Origin of the sequence: Marinagarivorans cellulosilyticus, from assembly GCF_021655555.1 — a bacterium.
GTDB lineage: Bacteria > Pseudomonadota > Gammaproteobacteria > Pseudomonadales > Cellvibrionaceae > Marinagarivorans > Marinagarivorans cellulosilyticus.
The window spans coordinates 4,582,439-4,603,570 of record NZ_AP023086.1 but is presented as its reverse complement, the minus strand read 5'-3'; the positions used below and the strand labels follow the sequence as shown (position 1 = coordinate 4,603,570).

At 45.2% G+C, this 21,132-nt stretch carries 19 protein-coding genes and 1 pseudogene; 9 read left to right on the top strand and 11 right to left on the bottom strand.

The window, feature by feature from the left end:
- The first annotated feature begins 113 nt into the window (after positions 1-113).
- Positions 114-320, top strand: coding sequence for a DUF1289 domain-containing protein (locus tag MARGE09_RS18795; RefSeq protein WP_236984677.1), 207 nt, complete (start codon positions 114-116; stop codon positions 318-320).
- Between the two features lie 480 nt (positions 321-800).
- On the opposite strand, the gene MARGE09_RS18790 is transcribed toward MARGE09_RS18795, so the two are convergent.
- Entirely contained in the window at positions 801-1,628 is an 828-nt protein-coding gene (locus MARGE09_RS18790; protein ID WP_236984676.1) for a GGDEF domain-containing protein, read from the bottom strand.
- 126 nt (positions 1,629-1,754) lie between these two features.
- Here MARGE09_RS18790 and MARGE09_RS18785 point away from each other — a divergent pair, with 126 nt between their 5' ends.
- Complete coding sequence (locus tag MARGE09_RS18785; RefSeq protein ID WP_236984675.1) at positions 1,755-2,948, top strand: transposase; 1,194 nt, start codon at positions 1,755-1,757, stop codon at positions 2,946-2,948.
- Positions 2,949-2,954: 6 nt separating this feature from the next.
- Here the strand turns inward: MARGE09_RS18785 and MARGE09_RS18780 are convergent, their stop codons facing one another.
- Positions 2,955-5,429, bottom strand: coding sequence for a ligand-binding sensor domain-containing protein (locus tag MARGE09_RS18780; RefSeq protein WP_236984674.1), 2,475 nt, complete (start codon positions 5,427-5,429; stop codon positions 2,955-2,957).
- Positions 5,430-5,819: 390 nt separating this feature from the next.
- Between MARGE09_RS18780 and MARGE09_RS18775 the strand changes: the two genes are divergently transcribed.
- The 3 genes from MARGE09_RS18775 to MARGE09_RS18765 all read left to right on the top strand — a co-directional run bounded on the left by MARGE09_RS18775 (position 5,820) and on the right by MARGE09_RS18765 (position 11,709).
- Positions 5,820-7,598, top strand: a complete 1,779-nt coding sequence (locus tag MARGE09_RS18775; protein ID WP_236984673.1) for a DUF2330 domain-containing protein — start codon at positions 5,820-5,822, stop codon at positions 7,596-7,598.
- 198 nt (positions 7,599-7,796) lie between these two features.
- Positions 7,797-9,458 (top strand): DUF2330 domain-containing protein, encoded by a 1,662-nt coding sequence (locus tag MARGE09_RS18770; RefSeq protein WP_236984672.1) that lies wholly within the window; start codon positions 7,797-7,799, stop codon positions 9,456-9,458.
- A 304-nt stretch (positions 9,459-9,762) separates the two neighbouring features.
- A complete protein-coding gene (locus tag MARGE09_RS18765) occupies positions 9,763-11,709 on the top strand; it encodes a vanadium-dependent haloperoxidase (RefSeq protein WP_236984664.1) in 1,947 nt (648 codons plus the stop codon).
- A gap of 264 nt (positions 11,710-11,973) precedes the next feature.
- On the opposite strand, the gene efpL is transcribed toward MARGE09_RS18765, so the two are convergent.
- Positions 11,974-12,540: an elongation factor P-like protein EfpL gene (gene efpL, locus MARGE09_RS18760; RefSeq protein ID WP_236984663.1), complete on the bottom strand. Its 567-nt coding sequence runs from the start codon at positions 12,538-12,540 to the stop codon at positions 11,974-11,976.
- 367 nt (positions 12,541-12,907) lie between these two features.
- On the opposite strand from efpL, the gene MARGE09_RS18755 reads away from it, so the two are divergent.
- Positions 12,908-13,582, top strand: coding sequence for a PilZ domain-containing protein (locus tag MARGE09_RS18755; protein WP_236984661.1), 675 nt, complete (start codon positions 12,908-12,910; stop codon positions 13,580-13,582).
- Positions 13,583-13,678: 96 nt separating this feature from the next.
- The gene (locus MARGE09_RS18750) at positions 13,679-13,966 is read left to right on the top strand and encodes a hypothetical protein (protein ID WP_236984659.1); all 288 of its coding nucleotides are present in this window, start codon (positions 13,679-13,681) and stop codon (positions 13,964-13,966) included.
- 63 nt (positions 13,967-14,029) lie between these two features.
- On the opposite strand, the gene MARGE09_RS18745 is transcribed toward MARGE09_RS18750, so the two are convergent.
- From MARGE09_RS18745 to MARGE09_RS18730, 4 genes are all read right to left on the bottom strand, one after another.
- Positions 14,030-14,404, bottom strand: a complete 375-nt coding sequence (locus MARGE09_RS18745; protein ID WP_236984656.1) for a hypothetical protein — start codon at positions 14,402-14,404, stop codon at positions 14,030-14,032.
- 90 nt (positions 14,405-14,494) lie between these two features.
- Positions 14,495-14,938 carry an FAD synthase family protein gene (locus tag MARGE09_RS18740; protein WP_236984655.1) on the bottom strand — a complete coding sequence of 148 codons (444 nt, stop codon included), beginning with the start codon at positions 14,936-14,938 and terminating at the stop codon, positions 14,495-14,497.
- A 32-nt stretch (positions 14,939-14,970) separates the two neighbouring features.
- A complete protein-coding gene (locus MARGE09_RS18735) occupies positions 14,971-15,624 on the bottom strand; it encodes a CDP-alcohol phosphatidyltransferase family protein (RefSeq protein ID WP_236984653.1) in 654 nt (217 codons plus the stop codon).
- Positions 15,625-15,983: 359 nt separating this feature from the next.
- Positions 15,984-16,208 carry a hypothetical protein gene (locus MARGE09_RS18730; RefSeq protein ID WP_236984651.1) on the bottom strand — a complete coding sequence of 75 codons (225 nt, stop codon included), beginning with the start codon at positions 16,206-16,208 and terminating at the stop codon, positions 15,984-15,986.
- 281 nt (positions 16,209-16,489) lie between these two features.
- On the opposite strand from MARGE09_RS18730, the gene MARGE09_RS18725 reads away from it, so the two are divergent.
- Together MARGE09_RS18725 and MARGE09_RS18715 are read left to right on the top strand one after the other, a co-directional pair.
- On the top strand, positions 16,490-17,074 hold the full coding sequence (locus tag MARGE09_RS18725; protein WP_236984649.1) for a DsbA family protein: 585 nt from the start codon (positions 16,490-16,492) through the stop codon (positions 17,072-17,074).
- Positions 17,075-17,265: 191 nt separating this feature from the next.
- Positions 17,266-18,291 (top strand): annotated as a pseudogene (locus MARGE09_RS18715) (transposase).
- Positions 18,292-18,650: 359 nt separating this feature from the next.
- On the opposite strand, the gene MARGE09_RS18710 reads toward MARGE09_RS18715, so the two are convergent.
- The 4 genes from MARGE09_RS18710 to MARGE09_RS18695 form a co-directional block, all read right to left on the bottom strand.
- Entirely contained in the window at positions 18,651-18,848 is a 198-nt protein-coding gene (locus MARGE09_RS18710; RefSeq protein ID WP_236984646.1) for an IS4/Tn5 family transposase DNA-binding protein, read from the bottom strand.
- A 137-nt stretch (positions 18,849-18,985) separates the two neighbouring features.
- On the bottom strand, positions 18,986-19,297 hold the full coding sequence (locus MARGE09_RS18705; protein ID WP_236984644.1) for a hypothetical protein: 312 nt from the start codon (positions 19,295-19,297) through the stop codon (positions 18,986-18,988).
- A 385-nt stretch (positions 19,298-19,682) separates the two neighbouring features.
- Positions 19,683-20,627: a DUF2971 domain-containing protein gene (locus MARGE09_RS18700; protein WP_236984642.1), complete on the bottom strand. Its 945-nt coding sequence runs from the start codon at positions 20,625-20,627 to the stop codon at positions 19,683-19,685.
- 109 nt (positions 20,628-20,736) lie between these two features.
- Positions 20,737-21,066, bottom strand: a complete 330-nt coding sequence (locus MARGE09_RS18695) for a hypothetical protein (RefSeq protein WP_236984640.1) — start codon at positions 21,064-21,066, stop codon at positions 20,737-20,739.
- Positions 21,067-21,132: the final 66 nt, after the last annotated feature.

The following is a 21,132-nucleotide window of genomic DNA, read 5'->3' as shown; positions in this document are numbered from 1 at the left end:
GAGGGCAAAAAATTGTAAGCTGCTATCGCGGGAAAAGATAATTTTTAGAAGTGCCTCATTGCTAGTATTCTCGCTTGGTCTATTCAATAACACATGGCAGCCCAATATCCCTTATGACTCATAAGCTAGAGAGCGAAAGTGAAGATGTTCCAAGCCCATGCATTAAAAAATGCTGCCTTGATGATAATAACCTATGCATAGGTTGTTATCGCACACTCGAAGATATTACCGGCTGGCGGGAGAAAACGGCATTGCAAAAGAAAGATATACTGCAGTGCTGCGCGCAACGAAAAGCGCAATATAAAAGCCATTGTTTATAGAGCGAGCCTCTAAAAATTCCCTTTAGGGTACCTCTAAAAATAGTAATTTTTTTGCGAGAGCAAGGACAGAAGTTGCTCCTGACAACTTTCTGCATTTCCTCCGTCCGTGGAGGTCAAGCACCGCTCGGACGACTGAATGGATTCAGGAGGTAGAGCGACGCATCGGTGCAGGAAGCACCTTATTAGAACGGCGCAGGAGCTCGCCGTCGAGGAGGCCAAAGCCGAGAGCCGCAGTTTACGTGGTGTAAATCATTCAGCGCATCCTTGCGCTTCACCCTGCGGGCAGCAAGCTGTGCAAATTGACCCTTCAATTTGTGAGGGCTCGTGGACGAGCTAATGTCCATGGATGGACTGAATACAGGTTTTGCATCGGTGCAGGAAGCACCTTATTAGTCATTGCAGGAGCAGAATATCGAGGAGAGAAAACCTGTAAGCCGCTATCGAGGAAAAAGTGCATTTTTAGAGATGCCCTTTAGGTAGTTACTTCTGCTGCGAAGTGCGCAGGGTAAAACGCTGCTGTTCGATAAGCTCGGGTAGATTGTTGTTTAATTGTTGTGGTGAAATATTGGTGATGTCGCCATCTACAATTCCAGCCCAACCGTTGCGACCACTGGCTTTAACTATGTATAAGCAATGGTCGGCTATGTGCAGTGTTTGCTCCATGGAAAGAATTGTGGGATTGTTAATATCGAAAGGAAAACTGCTAAATCCAATGGAGCAAGTGCATTGAATGATTTTTCCGTTGTTTAAGGCAATGTGCGTCTCGGCTACGGCTTGGCGAATTCTTTCGGCTGCTTCATGAGCGTTACCGCGAGGGCTTAATCGGCTAACGATTAGAAACTCTTCGCCGCCCCAGCGCACAATGATATCCGAAGTTCGGCAGCATCCCTCTAAGGCTTTAGCAACACGCTTTAACACGACATCGCCGTTATTGTGACCGTACTCGTCGTTAATATTTTTAAAGTAATCTAGGTCAATAATATAAAATATAAGGTCAGCGCTCGGTGTTGTTCGTTGGCCTTTTTCAATGGGGCGGCTATAGTGGCGGGCAGCGCTGGCCAGTTCTACAGGAATTGTTTTGTAAAGGAAGTGGCGATTTTTTAGCCCGGTTAATTGGTCTGATAAGCTCTGCTCTTCCATGGCTTTATAGGCAGCTTGTAGCTCTTTGTTCTTATCGTGTAGCTCATGTGTGCGCTCAGCCACTTTTTTCTCGAGTTCTCGGCTTTGCCTTTCGGCGAGCTCGCGTTTTATATACTGGCTATATTGTGCTTTGGCAATAACAACACTTCGGACAGTTTTAAGCACCACAATAGGCCCAAAGTAGTCATGTCGTGTCGGCAGGAAGGGAATAGAGTTTCGCTATGTTATTAGGTGTCATGGATAAATTTTGAGATAATTTGGTTTCTGACATCAAACAACCCACAAGATTTACCCATGACAGACCTAGTAAACACTATTTTCAGTTTAATGCCTAGCATCAATAAGCCTCAACGTGTATTTATGACTGGCCTGCTTGCCACATTGGTTGTATTTCACGGTCGAGCGACTTTCAGAAATATGAGTCGCTATAGCGACATGAGTGAGAAGCGATTCGCGCGTTGGTATCGACGTGGTTTTCCGTTTGCGCAATTCAACACAGAGCTTCTCTTGCATTCATTGGGGCGGTCGCAGGAAAATATTGCAGCCATTGACGCTAGCTTCATGAAAAAGTCAGGTAAAAAGACAGAGGGGCTAGGCTGGTTTTATAACGGTGCTCAAGGGGCTAGTGAACGAGGACTAGAAACGTCACTCATTAGCGCAGTGAATATTAAAAGTCATACGGCTTACTCGATTGATGCGCGGCAAACCATCGATACAGAAGGTAAAACACGCACTGATCTTTATGCTGATCATGCTGCCGATATGGCAGATGAATTGAAGCGTTTAGAGATTCAGTATCTAGCCGCTGATTCATTTTATAGCAAGTATAAATTTGTGAACAGCGTTGTGAATGCAGGGCTGCACATGGTCGGCAAGCTACGAGTCGATGCAAATTTAAAATGGCTTTATCGGGGAGAATACTCGGGCTGCGGGCGGCCCAAACAATACGAAGGGAAAATCAATTTTGAAAATGATCTATCGCGCTTTCAGTACATTGGATCCTATGAAAGTAACACTGAAATATACAGCGCCATCGCGTATAGCGTTTCATTGAAGCGTGAGGTACGTGTAGTGCTTCTTCGATCGTCGGATTCAGCTGTATCGACAAGAGCGATATTGTTCTCGACAGATAAAAATTTAGACGCACTGACATTATTGTCGTATTACAGGGCTCGATTTCAAATAGAATTTTTATTCAGAGATGCTAAACAATACACCGGCTTGACACATTGCCAATCACGCCGTTCGGAGGCCATCAATAATCAGGTCAATGCGTCATTAACGGCTCTCAATCTATTAAAAATTGAGGATAGAGATAAAAAACAAACGGCTGAGAAAACGGTCATATCGATAGCGAGCTGGAAGCGACGAAAGTCCAACCAGCATCTGCTCTCAAGAGTTTTTGAGAGGTTAGGTGTAAACCTGAAATCGATTAAAGTCTGTAATGTGTACGAGGAGCTGAGTGATTACGGGCTTATTGCTTCATAAAACTGTCTACAGTGTTGCAATAATTAACACCGCGAAAAGTATATAGAGGCCGTAGGCCCACCATGTTTTCCACCATGGAGGTAATATTTTTATGTGTATCCAAGTTCCCTCGTTATTCCAGAGGCCTTCATTATTTGCCGCTTTAACGCGAAAAATATAGTTGCCGGGATTAAGGTTAGTGTAAGTGGCTTGCCTGCGATGACCGGCGAAAACCCACTCTTTATCAAAGCCGTCTAGCTTGTAAGCGTATTGGTTGTCTTCGGGTAAATCATGATTCAGTGCCGAATATTCAAAGCTAAAAACGGATTGATGATGCTCTAGGGTAATGTGTTTTGTGTAGTTTATTTGTTGTGTTAATAGGGGGGGGCGGCCAAAGTCATTATCTTCGAGGGGGGTAACGGGGCGGTTAAACAATAAAAAATTCGTAATAATCACTTCAGGTATATGGGTATTTTGGTAAATATCTTCAGGGTCAAATACAGTGAGGCCGCCAGCGCTACCAAATGCAAGCTCCCCTGTACTTAAGCGTTTATTGGCAACTTGCGAAAAGGTACTGCTGGGCAAGCCATGCTGTGTGGTGAAATTTCTGAATTGGCGTGAATGAGGATCTAACCGAGATAACCCCTTGTTTGTGCTTAGCCATAAAGCCCCGTCGTCGGCCTCAAGTATCCCAGTGACACTATTACCAGCTAAGCCATCTTTCATCATGTAAGTGTTAAAGGTTTGTGTTGTTGAATCCCAGTGATAAAGCCCGCCGCCATTGGAGCCAAACCAATATTGGCCGCGGCTATCGTGCAAAATGGAAAAGATAGAGTCGTTATTTGGCACTAGCCTACCGGTACTACTGTGGTCGTAACGGGTGAATGGTTTGTTAATATCGAGAGATTCTGAGTGGTAAAGGCCATTGTCAGTGCCAATCCACAAACCTTGCTTGCGGTCTTCATATATCGCCATTATTCGGTTGGCGTTGTAGTCGGTATTGATTTGGATTGCTTGAAAATTATTCCCGTGTGGGTTGTATTTGTGAAGCCAGCCTTGGTGGCCACCCACCCAAATTTGATTTTGGCTGTCTTTTGTTATGCTCCAAATTTGGCGGTTTTTTAAATCATGCTCGATATTATCGTTGGGTAAAAAATGTTGGAATTCACCTTTTTCGATATTTAGCCGGTTCAGTGCATGCCAGGAATTGCCTACCCAAAGACTATTCTCATCACTCAGTGCAATGCCGTTGGTGGCACTACCGCGCCGGCCCTTCGGGTTGGATGTGTCGTGGAGATAACTTTGTTCAATATTGCCGTTGTAACGGTTTATATAATTTAAGCTTAATTGTGTGCCTACCCAAAAATTACCGTGTTTATCTTCTTCAACCGCGGTGACTTCTGTGTTTTTATTCAGTGCTTTACCTGGCCTAAAATCGGTAAAGTTCTTAAAAGCGCTGGCATAGCGGTGTGCTCGGGCAATACCCGATGGCGTTAGCCCAAGCCATACGCCGCCTTGGGCGTCGGTAAAAAGGTGGTTGGCTGTGCCTTCAATTTCTGGGGCAAACCGAATAAAATCGCCGTTATCGTGGCGCACTCGGTATATGCGGCCCGTTGAATCCACAATCCAAAGCCGCTTTTGTGCGTCTAAATGCAAGTCGACAATTGCGCGGCTCCACAAGCTGTTAGGGGCGCTTTTGTCGTTGCTGAAGTGGGCCCATTGCTGGTTTTTATCTTGCCGATCTAATCCGTTTTGTGTCGCCACCCACATTCGACCTTCGTGATCTTCTTGAAAATCCATAACATAATCATGGCTTAAGCTGTTGTTTGCGATGTTGTAGTGGGCAATTAGCTCAAGGGTACCGGCATTGTTTAATCGCAACTGGCTTGCTCCAGCATTCAAGTACCCCACCCACAGCATGCCTTTACTGTCTTCGTAAAGGCTAGTGATGTGATCTTCTTGCAAAGGGCTATTTTGGCGATTAAAGCGGCTAAATTGATCGTTACTTAAATTAAGCTTATTGAGGCCTCCACCTTGCGTGGCGATCCAAAGATGGTTTTGTGCACTAACAACGACTTTAAGAATGGCATTGTGGCTGGGGCTATTTGCATCGTCTTTGTTATGAAAGTAGCGTTTGAATAGATTGGTGCGCGGGTCGTAGCGGTTTAGTCCCCAGTAAGTTGCAAGCCAAAAATAGCCGCTGTTATGGTCTATGGCTAAATCATTGATGCTGTTGGTGCTGATGGAGTTGAGGTTTGTATCTTCTTGTTGCAGAATTTTAAAATCGTAGCCATCAAAGCGGGCTAAGCCGTTGCTGCCGGCAAACCAGATAAAACCTTGGTGATCTTGCTGTATGGCGGTAATAGAGCCTATGGTGTGCGGGTCTTGTTGTGGCAGGTTATAAAAGCGTAGCGCGCTCGCAAAGGCTTGGTTGGCGATACTCAGCAGTAAGCCTGCTATTAATGCAAAGCGTATAATTTGGGCTGAGTGTGTAACTGCCATATACCGCATGACTGAATGATTCACACCTTTAAAGAGACAGGGAATCTATTAACTATAGTCTAGCTTTTATGTTGTGCGCATCGCCCATTTTCCCGCAGTTGCGCTGGCAAATTGGCGAGTATTTTATAACCTAAGGCTGTACTTGCAGTCTGCCTAAATTTTGACGATAGCGTGGGAGTGTAAACGGCTTTCACATAATATTATTATATGCGCTATAGCCTTTAATGGCGTGTTTCCATTCTATTTATCTAGCGCTTTACCCTCAGCTATTGCTGCCTTTTTCGTCGTTACAAACAATTACAAATTCCGAAAATCAAATCGATATAATCTCACTGTTGTTTCGCGTGGTACTTAAAATTTTACAAGATATCCCTCTCAAAGGAGATTAATGTGGCGATTGTATTCCCGAGTATAAAAAAACCGTTATCTGGCTTGTTGTTATTGGTAAGTTTTGGGGTGGCGCAGCATAGTAGTGCATGCGGTGGCTTCTTTTGTGATTTTGTTCCCATTGATCAAGCCGGTGAGCAAATCGTATTTCGCCAAGATGGCGACCAAACAACCGCGATGATCAAAATTGATTATGCAGGTAACGCCGCAGATTTTGGCTGGGTTTTACCGGTACCGCAAACGCCAGAAATTTCTTTAGGCAGCGATCAAATTTTTACTGAATTAGAGCTTAGTACGCGCCCGCAATTTTTGCTTGAGCGCGTAGGGCAGGGCTGCCCGCGGCCTGCGTTCGATTTTGCCAGTAACGAGAGTGCTTCTTCGGTTGCTGTTAGTAGCCAGGCTTCTTCATCATCGGGTGTTATTATCGAGCGCCAATTAAGCGTTGGTCCTTTTGATGCATTGGTCGTAAGTAGCGATGACCCAGAGGCTTTAGCTAACTGGCTAGACGAAAACAACCTGGATTTAACGGATGAAGGCGGTAGTTTGCTAGCACCGTATATTGCTGCACAATCCAAATTTGTTGTGTTAAAGCTTAAAAATAACGCCAACTCAGGCAGTATTCAGCCCATTATATTAAAGTATCAAAGTGATGTGCCGGTGATTCCAATGACGTTAACAGCCGTTGCCGCGCAGGATAATATGGGGGTTTTAGTTTGGCTGTTAGGTGATGGGCGTGGGGTGCCTAAAAACTTTAAGCATGTTACGCCCAACTATACACGTTTGAATTGGTTTAACGGGCCGCGTTCGGCTTATGCCAGCTATCAAAATTTAATTACCCAAGCGATGGATGAGGCCGGCGGGCAAGGTTTTGCCACTGACTTTGCGGGTTATTTGCCCAACTTACCGGAGCGCTTTACCACGCCTGATATGTGGGTTGGCGCGTTGGAGGAGTTGGCCGGCCTATCGGATGCTGGCTTTATTAGCGGCTTTTGGAAAATGGGTGGTTCGGCCGTTGTTCAAGATACAATCCGGAATGCCTTGCCGACCAGTAATACTTTTGTGTATGCCCAGCCTTTAAGCATGGAAGAACTTTTTACCGCTGAAGAATTAGCCTTGGCTCGGGTCGAATTGACAGACACGGTTAATAACCAACTGATAATGCCGGTGAATAACGCCATTGATATTCTTGATGACGATTTATACTTAACGCGTTTATATACCACCTTGTCTGCCGATGAGATGGATATGAACCCAGAGTTCACCTTTAACCCTTCAATGGACCCGCAGCAATTAACCCGTAATGCCACACTTACAAGCGCATGCGTTGATAATCAAGACCATTGGACGCTTAAATTGGGCGCCGGTACTGGGCGTGAAGATGAGCTTGTGGTTGATTCGTTAGGCTGGGGCCAGCCTTTTGGCGTTGCCAGAGGAGCTTCTTCTCAACCGGCTGTATGGCAGGTGGAAAAAACCAGCGGCACTAGTGATCCAATTGTTTTGGCGAAAAATGACTTCACTCCGTTGGTATCCGTTGGGGATATTACAGTTCCAGTGTGGACGAGCAGCTCGACATCTAGTTTTAGCTCCACGGCTAGCACTAGCTCAAGCTCTCTTGCAGTAAATTCGGATGATTCGGTTGCTGTGAGTAGCACCGCTTCATCGACAAGCTCCGGGATCGATATTAAAAGCGGTGGCTCAATGGGCAGTGGCTTTTTAGCACTATTCGGTCTTTTGGTGCTTAGGTTGCGCAACTTTAAAAAGATGCGTACCAACGCGCGTTAACCGTGGTTATGCCGCCAGCGGGTCTTGGCTTTGTGGGCGGCTAGCGTTTTGTAGGGGCCGGAGTGTTTTTTATCCCATCATTACAATAGATTACAATTCTAAAATATTAACTCGCTATACTCGGGCCTTTGATGGCTTGGGTCGCCAGTAGTGCTGCCTAAGTATGATCTTACAATGCACCCTTAAAAGGAGATTGTTGTGGCTATTCCGATTCTATTGTCCAGTATGAAAAAACCGTTATCGAGTTTGTTGGTGTTCTTAAGCCTTGGCGCTGCGCAGCAGAGCACTGCTTGCGGTGGATTTTTTTGTAATTTTGTGCCGATTGATCAGGCCGGTGAGCAAATTGTTTTTCGCCAAGACGGTGATCAAACCACAGCGATGATCAAGATAGATTATGTGGGCAACGCTGAAGATTTTGGTTGGGTGCTCCCTGTGCCGCAATCACCGGAAATCTCCTTAGGCAGTGATCAAATATTTACCGAGTTGGAACTCAGCACCCGCCCGCAGTTTTTGCTTGAGCGAGTGGGGCAGGGTTGTCCACGGCCGGAAGTTGATTTTGTTGCTTTACCGGCGTCTGTGGTGGATTCCGATAGTGGTCAGCCATCTTCGGGTACTGGAGTGACCATTGAGCGTCAACTCAGTGTTGGTCCTTTTGATGCGTTGGTGGTGAGTAGTGATGACCCAGAAGCATTAGCTAATTGGTTAGATGATAACAATCTTGATCTGACGGATGAAGGCGGTAATTTATTGGCGCCTTATATTGCAGCGCAGTCTAAATTTGTGGTGTTAAAACTTAAAAACAGCGCCAATGTGGGCAGTATTCAGCCAATTATCTTGAAGTACCAAAGTGATGTGCCGGTAATACCGATGACGTTAACCGCCGTTGCAGCACAAGATGATATGGGGGTTTTAGTCTGGTTATTAGGCAACGGTCGCGGTGTACCTAAAAACTTTGATCACGTCACACCTAATTACACCCGTTTAAATTGGTTTAATGGACCCCGTTCGGCGTATGCCAGTTACCAAAATTTAATTACGCAAGCGATGGACGAAGCAGGTGGTCAAGGTTTTGCTACCGATTTTGCAGGCTATTTACCTAATTTACCCGAGCGCTTTACCACCGCTAAGCAATGGGAGGATGCATTAGCTGAACTGGCGGGATTATCGGATGCCGGTTTTATCAGCGGCTTTTGGCAAATGGGTGGCTCGGCCGTTATACAAGATGCGATTAGAAGCGCCTTGCCGACGAGTAATGGATTCGTTTATGGCGAACCTTTGAGTATGGAGGAGGTTTTTACGGTTGATCAACTAGCGCAAGCACGCATCGCATTAATGGCGACGGTAAACGATCAAGTCATTACACCTCTGAATAATGCGATTGATATTCTTGACGATGATTTATATTTAACGCGCCTATACACCACCTTGTCGGCTGATGAGATGGATATGAATCCGGAATTTACTTTTAACCCGTCTATGCCAGCGCAGCAATTAACGCGTAATGCCACTTTAACAATGGCATGCATTAACGATAAAGATCATTGGACACTCAAGTTGGGCGAAGGTACAGGGCGTGAGGATGAACTGGTAGTGGATTCCCTGGGGCTGGGGCTGCCTTTTGGGCCGGCTGTGAATGCTTCTGAGCAGGCCGCTGTGTGGCAGGTTGAAAAAACCAGTGCCACTAGCGACCCTGTGGTTTTGGCTAAAAATGAGTTTCCTACTGTAGTCTCTGGCGATAGGACAGATTCGAGTCTTGATGTGAAAAGTGGAGGCGCTTTGAGTGGTGGGCTTTTAGCTCTTTTGGGGCTTCTACTTTTTAGAGAAAAAAGCCGTCAAACGGCGCGCAAAAAATTTCAATAATATGTGTTGTGTTCCTTTGCCGAGTTTACCCTAACGTTGCATTAGATTTTGAGTTCAGGAGCTTTTAGAGTGGTATTTATAGCGTTGAACGGAGATTTTTTTTGGATTGATACTAGTCACTCTAGGTGAGATCCAGAGAAATTGAGTACGACGTTAGAAATACGGCTATGGAAGCAGCGAAGCGATCCTGGGCCAAAAGTTAATGCAATGTTAGGGTTTGGCAAAGGCAGTTTTAGTAAAGGGTAGTTCTGGCATGACGTTGCAGTATGGATTTTGTCGTTTTGGGAAACAAAGAGTGTTGGCGATGCTGTTACCTGCATCGCTTGTGCTTTTGTCTTGTGGTAGTGACGATCGCCAAGTCGCGAACGAAGAGGGCGATCCTATTGTGATCGACGGCGCATCGGTTGCGCGCCAATGGAATGAGTTAATTCTGGAGGCCATTCGCAACGATTATGCTCGCCCAACCGTTCATGCTAGAAATCTCCATCACTTGTCGGCAGCGATGTACGATGCGTGGAGTACTTACTCATTAAATGCGAACCCTTATCTTTTGGGGCAACAATATGGCAGCACGGATTGCACGCTAGATTTTAATGCTTACGCACAAAGTGCCGACAATTTAATGCAGCAGGGTAATAGAGAGGAGGCAATTTCTTACGCGGCTTACCGGTTAATTCGGCATCGTTTTGCTGCATCACCAAGTGCGGCGGTGACGGCCTTAAATGCCGATAATCTGATGCTAGAACTCGGTTACGATATCAACAAGCAGTCCATGGATGTGACCGAAGGTGATGCTGCCGCTTTAGGGAATTTTATTGGTGAGTGTTATATCCAGTTTGGGCTGCAAGATGGCTCGAATGAACTCAATAGTTATGCCAGTATTAATTATTCGCCGGCCAATCCGCCGCTATCCCCTCAATTATCGGGCAACCCCGATATCGTTGATCCCAACCGCTGGCAGCCGCTAGCGCTATCTACCTTTATCGATCAGGCCGGTAATCCTATTACCGGGGGAGCTTTAGAGTTTCTAGGGCCTGAGTGGGGCAATGTTCAGCCCTTTGCTCTTACCGATGACGAGCTTTCGGTTTATCAGCGCGAGGGTGGTTCCTATAAGGTTTATCACGACCCAGGTGCGCCCTCGCAGCTCGGCACAGAAACGACAGCCGCATATCAATGGGGGTTTTCCTTAGTTGCATTGTGGTCGTCCCACCTAGACCCCAGTGATGGTGTTATGTGGGATATATCACCGGCAAGTGTTGGTAATGTGGGGCAGCTGCCTGCGACAGCTGAGGGCTATCCAAATTTTTACAATGCTCTAGACGGAGGGGACGCTAGCCACGGGCATAGCATTAACCCTAAAACGGGAATGCCCTATGAGCCGCAATGGGTCCCCCGAGGAGATTACACTCGGGTACTGGCAGAGTTTTGGGCTGACGGCCCAGACTCTGAAACCCCGCCGGGCCACTGGTTTGTGATTTTAAACGCGGTGACCGATCACCCCGCATTAAAGCGCCGTTTTCGCGGAGAAGGCAATGAACTAGGTGCCTTGGAGTGGGATATTAAAGCTTATTTCGCGCTTGGCGGTGCTATGCACGATGCGGCTATATCGGCTTGGAGCATTAAAGGGTGGTACGACTATGTTCGGCCGGTGTCAGCGTTGAGGGCTATGGCTGAGTTAGGGCAAAGCACCGATGCGTTGGCGCCGTCTTGGCACCCTGATGGGATTCCACTGACGCCAGGCTATATAGAGCTGGTGCAAGCGGGTGACCCGCTAGCGGGCTACGACAACCAATTTGTTGGCAAAATAAAAGTGCGTGCATGGCAGGGGCCAGAGTATGTGGTTAACCCCGCCAATGATACTGGTGATGTCGGTTGGATTTTGATCGATAACTGGTGGCCCTATCAAAGGCCTTCGTTTGTATCGCCGCCTTTTGCCGGCTATGTGTCTGGCCACTCTACCTATTCGCGGGCAGCGGCTGAGGTACTCACTTTGTTAACCGGCGATGAGTATTTCCCAGGTGGCAAAAGCGAGTTTGAAATCAAAGCTAACGATTTCCTTGTTTTTGAGCAGGGCCCAAGCGTGGATTTAACTCTCGAATGGGCAACGTATCGTGATGCTTCTGATCAGTGCAGTTTATCGCGTATATGGGGCGGCATTCATCCGCCACAAGATGATATTCCGGGCCGCATTATCGGTGAGAAAATCGGGGTTAAAGCCTTTGAGCTTGCGCAAACGTATTTTGCTCGTTAATGCCTAGGGGATCAAAAGGTTGGGCAATACCGCTTCGTTACTTATAAAACCAAAGCAGTCAGCGCGATTCAAGTTTGTAAAGGGGTGACACACCTTCTATTTGGTCAATAGGGCGCTTCTAAAAAATAGTAATTTTTTGTGGTAACGAGGACAGGCAGGTACTTTAACTTTGGCTGCATACAACCCATCCTAGCCATAAACTTTATTTTTGCGGTCGATTGCTAGAGGCGCTTTGTCGGTAGCGTCTCTAGCTGGTGATTTAGCTTAGGCGCGGCTTATAAACTTATGGTCTTCGGTATTTACTTTGACCGTTTCGCCGCTAGAGATGTACTCGGGCACTTGAATAATTAGCCCGGTCGAAAGTGTTGCCGGTTTGGTGCGGGCGGTGGCCGAGGCTCCTTTAATCGAGGGATCGGTTTCGGTAATTAATAAATCAACAGAGGCGGGTAGGTCGAGCGCAACGGGTACATCATTGACCACAAAGACTTGTAAGCCCAGAGTGCTTTCAGTCACAAACGGGACTTCATCAGCAATAGTGTCTTTGTTTAAGTTGTAGGGGGTGTAGTCCTCGCTATCCATAAACACATATTCATCACCATCGATATACGAAAATGTAACGGCCCGGCGAGAGAAGTCAGCAAGGTTGATCATTTCATCGGCCTTAAAGCTTTCGTCCACTTTGGCGCCGGTGGCTATTTCGTACATGCGAATACGATACAGGCTTCCGCCGGCACGGCCACAGACGGCAGATTTGGTAACTTCTTTGACAAGATAGACTTTACCGTTGTAATCAACGGCGACATTCTTTTTGATCTCACTGGCTTTAGGCATGGGGTGGGCTCCGTAAAAAGCGGGGAAAGTATCATAGTCGGAAGCGGATAAAAAGTTGCACAAAGCACGATGTGTCGCTTGGCCATATTGCGGCGCTTGCCGAGTTAATAAGCTGTGAAGGCTTATTCAAGCTATAAACCGTAGTCTAGAGCTAAAAAGATGCGTATTCCGTTGGCGTGCATAGCGTGTCGTAAAAATGTGTGGGCATCTTATGGGTGGGGAATCATTCTTAGCGCGCCTCAGGTACGCCAAGGGGTGTGCAGACGTTGATGGGTTGCTGCGGTTTTTAGGTTTACGATGCTCCTTGTTGTTTGCCGCCTTATAGGCTATTGGTTATAGGGCATACATCTTTTTTATTGGTTGTCACTTGGAACAGTATTACCCTCCCGATCGCATTCTTGAGCTTGCCATAGGTTCTGTGGTGCAAGTGAATAGTGAAAGTGGTGATTTTCACTTCACCGTGAGCTTGGTGGGCGTGGATGCGCCCAATTCGGTAATAACGACTTTGCCGCTCAAGCAGAATTTACCCGAGGGTTTTGGGTACGAAGCACTGTTCTCGCAAGATGATGTTTTTGAAATGCGCACCATTCAAGATGGTTACATCGTAGCCTTCGAGGGTGTTTTCGAGGCGATATATGATGACCGTCTGCTGATCACAAGTTTTCCTGAAATGATCGAAACGCGCTTGCTGCGTTCTGAAACGCGGTTCCCGTGCGCGTTATCTTGTGATATTCATCAAGGTGAACGAGAGTCCTATGGTGTGATATCCAATATTAGCCATGGCGGTTGTCAATTGGAGGTGAACCGCGATGCGAGTTACGACTTTATTGAGCACTCTATAGGTCAGGATGTTACGGTAAGTTTAGAGGTTTATTTCCCTACATTAGAGTCCCCCGTTATGCTCGAGGCTTTTGTTCGCTCGGCAAGTTGCCAAGTTGATGGGGTTTGCAAAGTGGGTATTGCCTTTAAGGCAAACTACGAGGTTGTACGCCGTTATTTAGAATCCTTGCAGTTAGATAGCGTATCGCCGTTTTTTAGGTAGTTTTACGGCTTTGGTTTAATCCGCCCGTTGTAAATTCAACTAATGAATGCACAATGTTAGTATTTTTTGCCAGTGTGCTAATAAGGTATGGATTTTATGACGTATTCGAAGCTTAGCCCTAAAGAACTAGGCACTGTTGAAGCGATATTGATAGGCTTTAATAAACATCAACTACCGCGATTGCTGGAGATTCAAGAGCGAGTTAATCACGGTGAAATGCTTAACGAATTTGAGCTTGTATTTTTAGAAGAAACACTACAAGAAGTGCAAGACACCGAGTACTTTGCTGATAGGCACCCTGAATATCAAAAGCTAGTGGCTGAAGTTGCTAGTTTGTACGAGTGTATTACGCATAAAGCGCGCGCGAATCAGGAGGGCAGTTAGGCGCTCGGCTGTAGCATCGAGTTTTATGGTTTTAGTGAGTGATATTGATCGGGCCGTTTGTATCTATTCATTTGGCCGTTGTGATTCGGGTAATTCTGCAATCATTTTGTTGGCAAGCGCCGTCCAATCTGCAATTAATGTATTGGTAACAACGACCAGCCCTGGGTTTTCGTTGGCGAGTTGTGCTGCATGCCGTTGCTTTGCTAAAGCTTCGACGATGGCGCGTACCTGAAAGGAGTCTACCCCTACTTTAAAGTAGTCCGCTGCACTGCGGGTGTTGTTTTCGCCTATGGGGGTGCCCGCGAGAATATTGCGTACTGTCATGGCGAGCTGTGGGTTATGCTTTCTAATTAGGTCTGCGGTAAGTTGTAGGCTGCCCCTGTTAAATACGTCGGCCGCGGGTTTTGCTGTGTTGTTTGGTGGCGGGTTTTGCGGCATACATAATTCCAGAGTTTGGGTTTGGGCTGTGATGACTCAATGAATTATAGGCTATGTATACACATTTTCATTGTTCACTGGTGCCTATTATTATCCTGTTGCTAGTATTCGTTGTTGGCCAGCATAGGATTGTGCTCTAACATTTTGTTTTATTTGAGTTGACGAAGTACGCGAATTGTAAACAACTTGCGTAATGGTTTTGTGTTTGGATTTTAGGTAGGACTCGACGGCGAGGTTGTGTGGTTTGTTGCCCCAATCTTCACCAATAACAAAAATATCCGCGTTGACGGCTTTGCAGCCAGGCACGTAATCGAGTTGATCGTAGGCGTGAACAATATCGACGCAGCTCAGCGCTTTTAGCATTTCCATTCTTTGTTCCAGTGGAATAACCGGAACATTGGGCTTGTAAGAGTTAACTACCCGATCAGAAGCAACGCCTACGGCAAGTACGTTGCCTAATGATTTGCAGTGTTGTAGTAGGGCAAGGTGCCCTACGTGTAATAAATCAAAAGTGCCTACGGTATATACGATCATGAAAAATTCTACTCTTTAAATATGAAATTATTCTATAAAATTTTCCAGCTATAAAAGCCTGTTATTGCAAGGGTATAAATTGCAAGAAAATACACGTTGCGTGGTTTGCCAGAAAGTTTAGGTGTTTTAATTTGAGAAACATTGAGTAAAGCAAGGCTTAAAGCGCAGGTATAGAGCACCAGTGCGAATTGCGGGGAGGGTAATATGCTTTCGAATAAGAAGATAAAAACCAGTGCAATATTGTTATTATCAAGCGCAAGCCCTGTGTACTGGGACTTATCCGATAGGCCGTACGTGCTGAAATAACTTAAACGTATGGCACTGGTAGCAAGCATTATAAATGCGAGGGGAAGCAAGATAGGTGCAAAGTTTCCGTAGCTTAGCACGAGTATCGCGGGCGCCACCCCATAACTTACAATATCAATAAGTAGATCGAGCTGGCCGCCAAATATTCGATCGCTACCGGTACGCTTCTTCATGTTTCGTGCGACCAAGCCATCTAGCCAGTCGAATGCAACAGCCCAAATCATGCCGATCATGGCGGCGTAGAATAAACCAAGAATACTGAAGTAAATTGCGAGTATCGTGCCGGCCAACCCTGCGAGAGAGCATAAGTTGGGTAAATCTTTTGCGTAGGAAATAATGGCCGGCTGTAAATTTGTTGGGCCATTGCTAGCGTCGGTCATAGTTTTCCTTGCGTTATAGTTGAAAAAGTAGCGGGCACGCGTTTTTCTAAAATAGCAAAAAACGCAGTATAAAATCGTGTGCAGATGAGTGTGTTGCCGCACTCGCGAAATCGAAGGTTGTAGAAATGTAAGTGAAGCGACGACTCTACTACGCGTGTAAATATGTAAAGTCGTGATAAGGAGGATAGCGGCGCAAGGCCAGTAGACTCGATATTAGATCGGTGTGGTCAGGCGACTATACGCGCTATTATGTTTGGTGCAAGCGTTGTGATGGTTGGCGCTACCAGCGGTCAAGTTTTGGCGGGAGGTAACCGGTTTGTTTTTACGCAGGCGAGTTGTAAGTACAGCCCCCTTGTTGGTCACAGCGAGACTTCATGACCGTCAAGGTTGCTCGCAAGGTCATCAAGTTCTTGGCAGGTAGTACTAAAAGTATTATCGGTGGGCGTACGATAGCTAACCAAAATACAGCTGCCGCCTTGATGCCGTCTAGCCCTAACACCTGCGACGGCACCTCTTTTTAAGCGGTTTAAAAAGCGATCAGCCGATTGACCGCTGTCGAAGCGGTATAGCACTTGGCTTTCCAATGAAATATCCTACCTACAAATGCGCCATTCTAGGCTTTTTTGTCGGTAGGGCCAATAGTATACAAATGCTGCCGTTAGCCCACTGAATGGTAAAGCATTGTAAATGCATGTAGCGCACCTTATTGAATGCTCTAGTCAGCCATGTATTTATTGCTTATGTTTGGCTACGATGGGATGGGATGGGATGGGATGGCGATGAGCAGAGCTGCTATCTTTCGACTTTAAAATTGACGACACACATGCGCACTTGATGACATAACAACTAAAGGTTTGATTTAGCTATGAAACAACTTGCTATTCTAATAACGCTTTTTGCAATATCGCATATGGCAATGGGTAAGGAGTATGTGCTCGGTAAGGCTGATGCGCCTATTACACTCATTGAATATGGCTCGTTGACCTGCGATGCCTGCAATTACTTTCACCGAGCCGTGCTGCCTAGTATTGATAAGCGCTATATTCAAAAGGGGGAAGTGCAGTACATCTATAGGCACTTTCCAACAGGTGCAGCGGCGTTACAAGGGGCTATCGCGTCTCAGTGTGCTGGTGAGCAATACTATCAAATGTTAGATAAACTCTATTTAAATATTGAACATTGGTATGAAGCCGATAACCAAAAAGACGTGCTGACTCAGCATGCGGAATCTCTCGGCCTTGACGCGACTGCCTTTAAGCAGTGCATAAATGGCCAGCAGCAAAAAAATCATGTTTTGGCACAACAGCATGAAGCCTCGAAAAAATATGGAGTTATCGGTACGCCAACGTTTGTGATTAATGGCAAAGTAGTAAAAGGTAAAAGAAGCTTTGCACAAATGCAGGCGTTACTCGATGGTGTTGACACTGCGCCGAAAAAGCAAAGTTATTAATTGTTTAACAAGAGGAATGCCGCTAAGGCTCTATTTACGTGATAGGCCTTAGCGGTTAGCGTAATTAGCAGGCTATCGCGTTATTTCCCAGCTGTAATAGGCGAACTTACAAAGACACACACTCTAAATTCTGGACAAAAAACGATCAGTAGCTAAGCTTAAGGAGTAGCCCATTACTGCTAGGTGATTTCATGGCCAAAGCGCGTAAAACCCAGATTTCGCTAGATGCCACGCCCTATTATCACTGTGTCAGTCGTTGTGTCAGAAAGGCTTTCTTGTGCGGCCGAGATAACCACACGGGGCAAGACTACGAACATCGTCGTCAGTGTGCGGCTCTTTAGCATCCATGCTATCGCTGCATTAGTAATTCCTTTTACGTTATTGAAGACCGCTTGTTGTTGTTAGCTGAGGTCTTCGCCATCGATTTGTGTGCCTATGCCGTGATGTCGAATCATGTACATACCGTCTTGCATATCAATGCTGCTGAGGCCCATGACCTGACGGATTTAGAGGTGTGCGAGCGCTGGCATCGGCTTTATAAGGGTACGGTGCTCACACAAAAATACGCTCGGCAGGACCCCATGAATAAAGCCGAGCAAGTCGCCGTTAAAATGCGCATCGATCAGTGGCGCCTGAATCTATTTGATATTAGCAAGTTTATGAAGGCGCTGAATGAGCCGATTGCTCGCATGGCCAATGCGGAAGACAAGTGCACGGGGCGGTTCTGGGAGGGGCGTTTTAAGTCTCAAGCGCTGTGTGATGAAGCGGCGTTAGCGGCCTGCATGGCTTATGTTGATTTGAACCCCATTCGCGCGAAAATGGCCGAAACCCCTGAAGCTAGCGATCATACCTCGATAAAGCAGCGTATTGCGGCCGCTAAAAATAATGAGACCCCAAAAAATCTAGCGCAGTTTGTGGGTAACCCGCGCGAGCCGATGCCGCACGGCTTGCCGTTTACATTAAAGGATTATATTGAGTTGGTGGATTGGACGGGCAGAGCAATACGTAATGACAAGAGGGGGTACATTGCCTCAACTTTACCCCCGATTATCGATCGACTAGGCATCGAGCCGGAGAACTGGTTAGAGCTGACCGGCGCTTTCGAAAAGAACACTAAGACCTTTGTAGGGACCGGCGATCATATCGAGAGTGCCGCTCTCGCCATGGGCTACCAGCGCACCCCAAATCGGCGGCGCTGCCAGTCGTTATTTGGCTGATCAGCCACCTCACTTCCCCCCCCACTTTTCTCACACGGCTATGCTCAAAGCTGCTTGGATATATAGCTTGTTATTCTATTGGTGAATTATTGATACCCAGCGATCATAAGATTGCGGCCCTAAGGCCTTAACTGAAAAATGCTGCTTGCTCTGATACAAAAGGTGGGAAGTTTTAATTGTTTTTTAGAGTGAGTGTCCTTTTTGGTTTAATTAGCCAGAAATTACCAGAGTATGGTATCTCTGGCATTCTCTATGATGTGGCTACCTATGTGGGTTGATTAAATGCTGTACAGAAAAGATCAACACGCTCTAGTTTACGAGGGAAAGATTAGGTGGTTAAGGTGTGGTTGGCGAGACGCTTACCGATAATCAACGTTTTCATTTTTAAAAAAACGATAAGCTGCTTTGGTGTCTCCCCAGTTTTCACACACTTTGTTTATCGGACTTTCAGGTGTTTTTAGGAATCCTTGGGTCATTTTAACTAAGCGCTTATTTAATCTCTCATCACCTAAATCCAGCGTGCAAAACTCCGTTTCAGCCCAGTTATCAGATATCATATAAGTACGCGCAATTGATGAGTGTCTTAAAATTATACTGAATTGTAATCGGTTTCACCAAAAACTTATGGGTAATAGAAAGGTGGTGTGGGGCGAGCTGGCTAGAAACCAGCTATTACCCGATTTATATTTATTGTTTATTTTGGGCAAATTTCGTCGTACTTTGTTTGCCATTTTTTGATAAGTTTGTTCAACTCTTTGTGTTTCACAATCTCTTTGTCAAGTATCTTCTTGCCATCTAGAAAATACTTGCAATTTCTATAAGGGCTAGAGTCTTTATAGCACCCTATATTGAATTTCGTATATTCTCTAAGGTATTCAGATGTTATACGGTAATAGGTGTCATTAACAAATTCGGGGTGAGGTTTCCATTCCCCTTTAGCGGAACGATACTCTGTTATTGAAAATGCGCCGACTGTTTTACCAAAGTTTAAATCCTGATGACTCATATCTCTGAGCACCTTGGTCATATGAATATGTAAATTGTTTGAGCGAATATTATAATAAATGTGTGGTAGTGCTTGTTCGAAGGAGGCGGGCGAGATGTTTTCTATGTCTTCCAGTGTTTCACTAAATATTTTATTTTGTAGTGTCAACAGATTAATATATGCGTCAGTTTCGCAGGAGGCGTATGTGTTCCATGAAAGATATATGGAAGCTAAAAAGAAAAAATATTTCATAAATATGAGTTTAAAAAATTAGTACTTATGGCTGTGGGGGAGATATAACGCCCGGCTCACCAGCGCCCAAGCCGGAGAGGTTTTTGCGGTAAAGTGTAGCGCAGCGAAACCCACAAAAACAGCGTAGGTTTGGGCGTCTGCGTGGAGCCGTTTGTTATATTTGTTCAAACTCTAGGCAATAGTAAGAATCATTTTTTATTGCCCTCCAAAATTCCAAATATCCCGTAGAGCGAGCGTATCCAACTTTTAGATCATCGATATTAACATCACAGTTCAATCCAAATAGGCAGTGACTGATTGCGCTTGAGTCTAATTTCATTAAATAAATATTATTATTGTTCCCGCTTAGTTCTGCCAATGATGAAGATACTACGTAACGAAAAGATTCATCGTCAATTTCCATTAAGTTGATTTCGTAGCAATTGTTATGCTCATTAAACTTGGTCCAGCCAGCGGAAACAATATCGTTTTTAATTTTGACATTCTGCATATCATGAAGATTGCAGATAATTACCTTATCGGCTTGCTCAAGCCGAAGAGTGATTCGGTGCTCCTTCTCATATATCCACTCTTCACTTTTTTGGAGGAATATTTCACTCAATATTCTAGCGCCACCTTCTACACATATATTTGAATAATCAAAATCAAATCTGTCATTTCTGTACCTTAGTCCCTTTCGATACATAATTGGCTTCGCATCTCCATCAAACGGCGTATAATCAATCAAGGATGATGAGGTTAGTGAGCTGGGCATAAATAGCTTCTGAAAAATATTTGAAGCGCCAAAATTGTTAATTCCGGCAACCACTCCCTTATGCTCTCTGGCGTAATGAGCCCACATAAGTAGATTATCTTTAGATTCAGAAAGGCAAATAACTCCGACTTTATTGATATTATTCTCTATGTATTGATGAAAGCTCACTTCCTTATGGTCAATATCAAATACAGTTTGATCATCAAAGTATTTAACTAAATCGTTCAAACTATCTATACAGTAAATGGCTTCAAAAGGATCGTTTAATGCTGACCTTTGAGTTAAACGAATATACCCATCTTCGAAAAACGTCCTTGCCGAAGCCATGTATTTAAAGTAAACCAAATTTCAAGCCTCTACGAAAATATAACGCCCGCAGCTGCGGGCGCCTTGCAGCGACGAAGGAGCGGAAAGGTGCTCCGGCAGACTGCGTTTGTTATGTCGTTTTTTTAATTTACTCTTCATGCCAAGATTTAATCTTACAAATACATTCTCTGTAATCTGTATCTAGTAGATTACTCAATGTATCAAATCCTAGAGAGTTGCGATCAACTGTCGCAAGTTCAGTACCGTCAGAGTTGTACGCTTTAAATTCTGCATCATCATAACTTTCATTTGGTCGGACACTAACATTTTTGAATCCAAGAAATTCAACTCTTGTAACTTTCTCTTTATCATTTTCAAAGCTATTCTGGATGAGTGATTTCTTTTGCCCGGCAACTACATGTGTAGTCTCGCCATGACCGTCGCGAACAGTCACCCCATAAAATCTTGATTTTTTCACTTTTCTCTCCATTCTAAAATAGAACGTTAAATACATAACATTATATTCTACGTCATGGTCATATAT

Bases quoted from the DNA above. Each gene is read 5' to 3' on its own strand.
- MARGE09_RS18795 (WP_236984677.1), top strand. From the start codon at position 114: ATGACTCATAAGCTAGAGAGCGAAAGTGAAGATGTTCCAAGCCCATGC.
- MARGE09_RS18785 (WP_236984675.1), top strand. From the start codon at position 1,755: ATGACAGACCTAGTAAACACTATTTTCAGTTTAATGCCTAGCATCAAT.
- MARGE09_RS18780 (WP_236984674.1), bottom strand. From the start codon at position 5,429: ATGGCAGTTACACACTCAGCCCAAATTATACGCTTTGCATTAATAGCA.
- MARGE09_RS18765 (WP_236984664.1), top strand. From the start codon at position 9,763: ATGCTGTTACCTGCATCGCTTGTGCTTTTGTCTTGTGGTAGTGACGAT.
- efpL (WP_236984663.1), bottom strand. From the start codon at position 12,540: ATGCCTAAAGCCAGTGAGATCAAAAAGAATGTCGCCGTTGATTACAAC.
- MARGE09_RS18750 (WP_236984659.1), top strand. From the start codon at position 13,679: ATGACGTATTCGAAGCTTAGCCCTAAAGAACTAGGCACTGTTGAAGCG.
- MARGE09_RS18745 (WP_236984656.1), bottom strand. From the start codon at position 14,404: ATGCCGCAAAACCCGCCACCAAACAACACAGCAAAACCCGCGGCCGAC.
- MARGE09_RS18740 (WP_236984655.1), bottom strand. From the start codon at position 14,938: ATGATCGTATATACCGTAGGCACTTTTGATTTATTACACGTAGGGCAC.
- MARGE09_RS18735 (WP_236984653.1), bottom strand. From the start codon at position 15,624: ATGACCGACGCTAGCAATGGCCCAACAAATTTACAGCCGGCCATTATT.
- MARGE09_RS18725 (WP_236984649.1), top strand. From the start codon at position 16,490: ATGAAACAACTTGCTATTCTAATAACGCTTTTTGCAATATCGCATATG.
- MARGE09_RS18710 (WP_236984646.1), bottom strand. From the start codon at position 18,848: ATGATATCTGATAACTGGGCTGAAACGGAGTTTTGCACGCTGGATTTA.
- MARGE09_RS18705 (WP_236984644.1), bottom strand. From the start codon at position 19,297: ATGAGTCATCAGGATTTAAACTTTGGTAAAACAGTCGGCGCATTTTCA.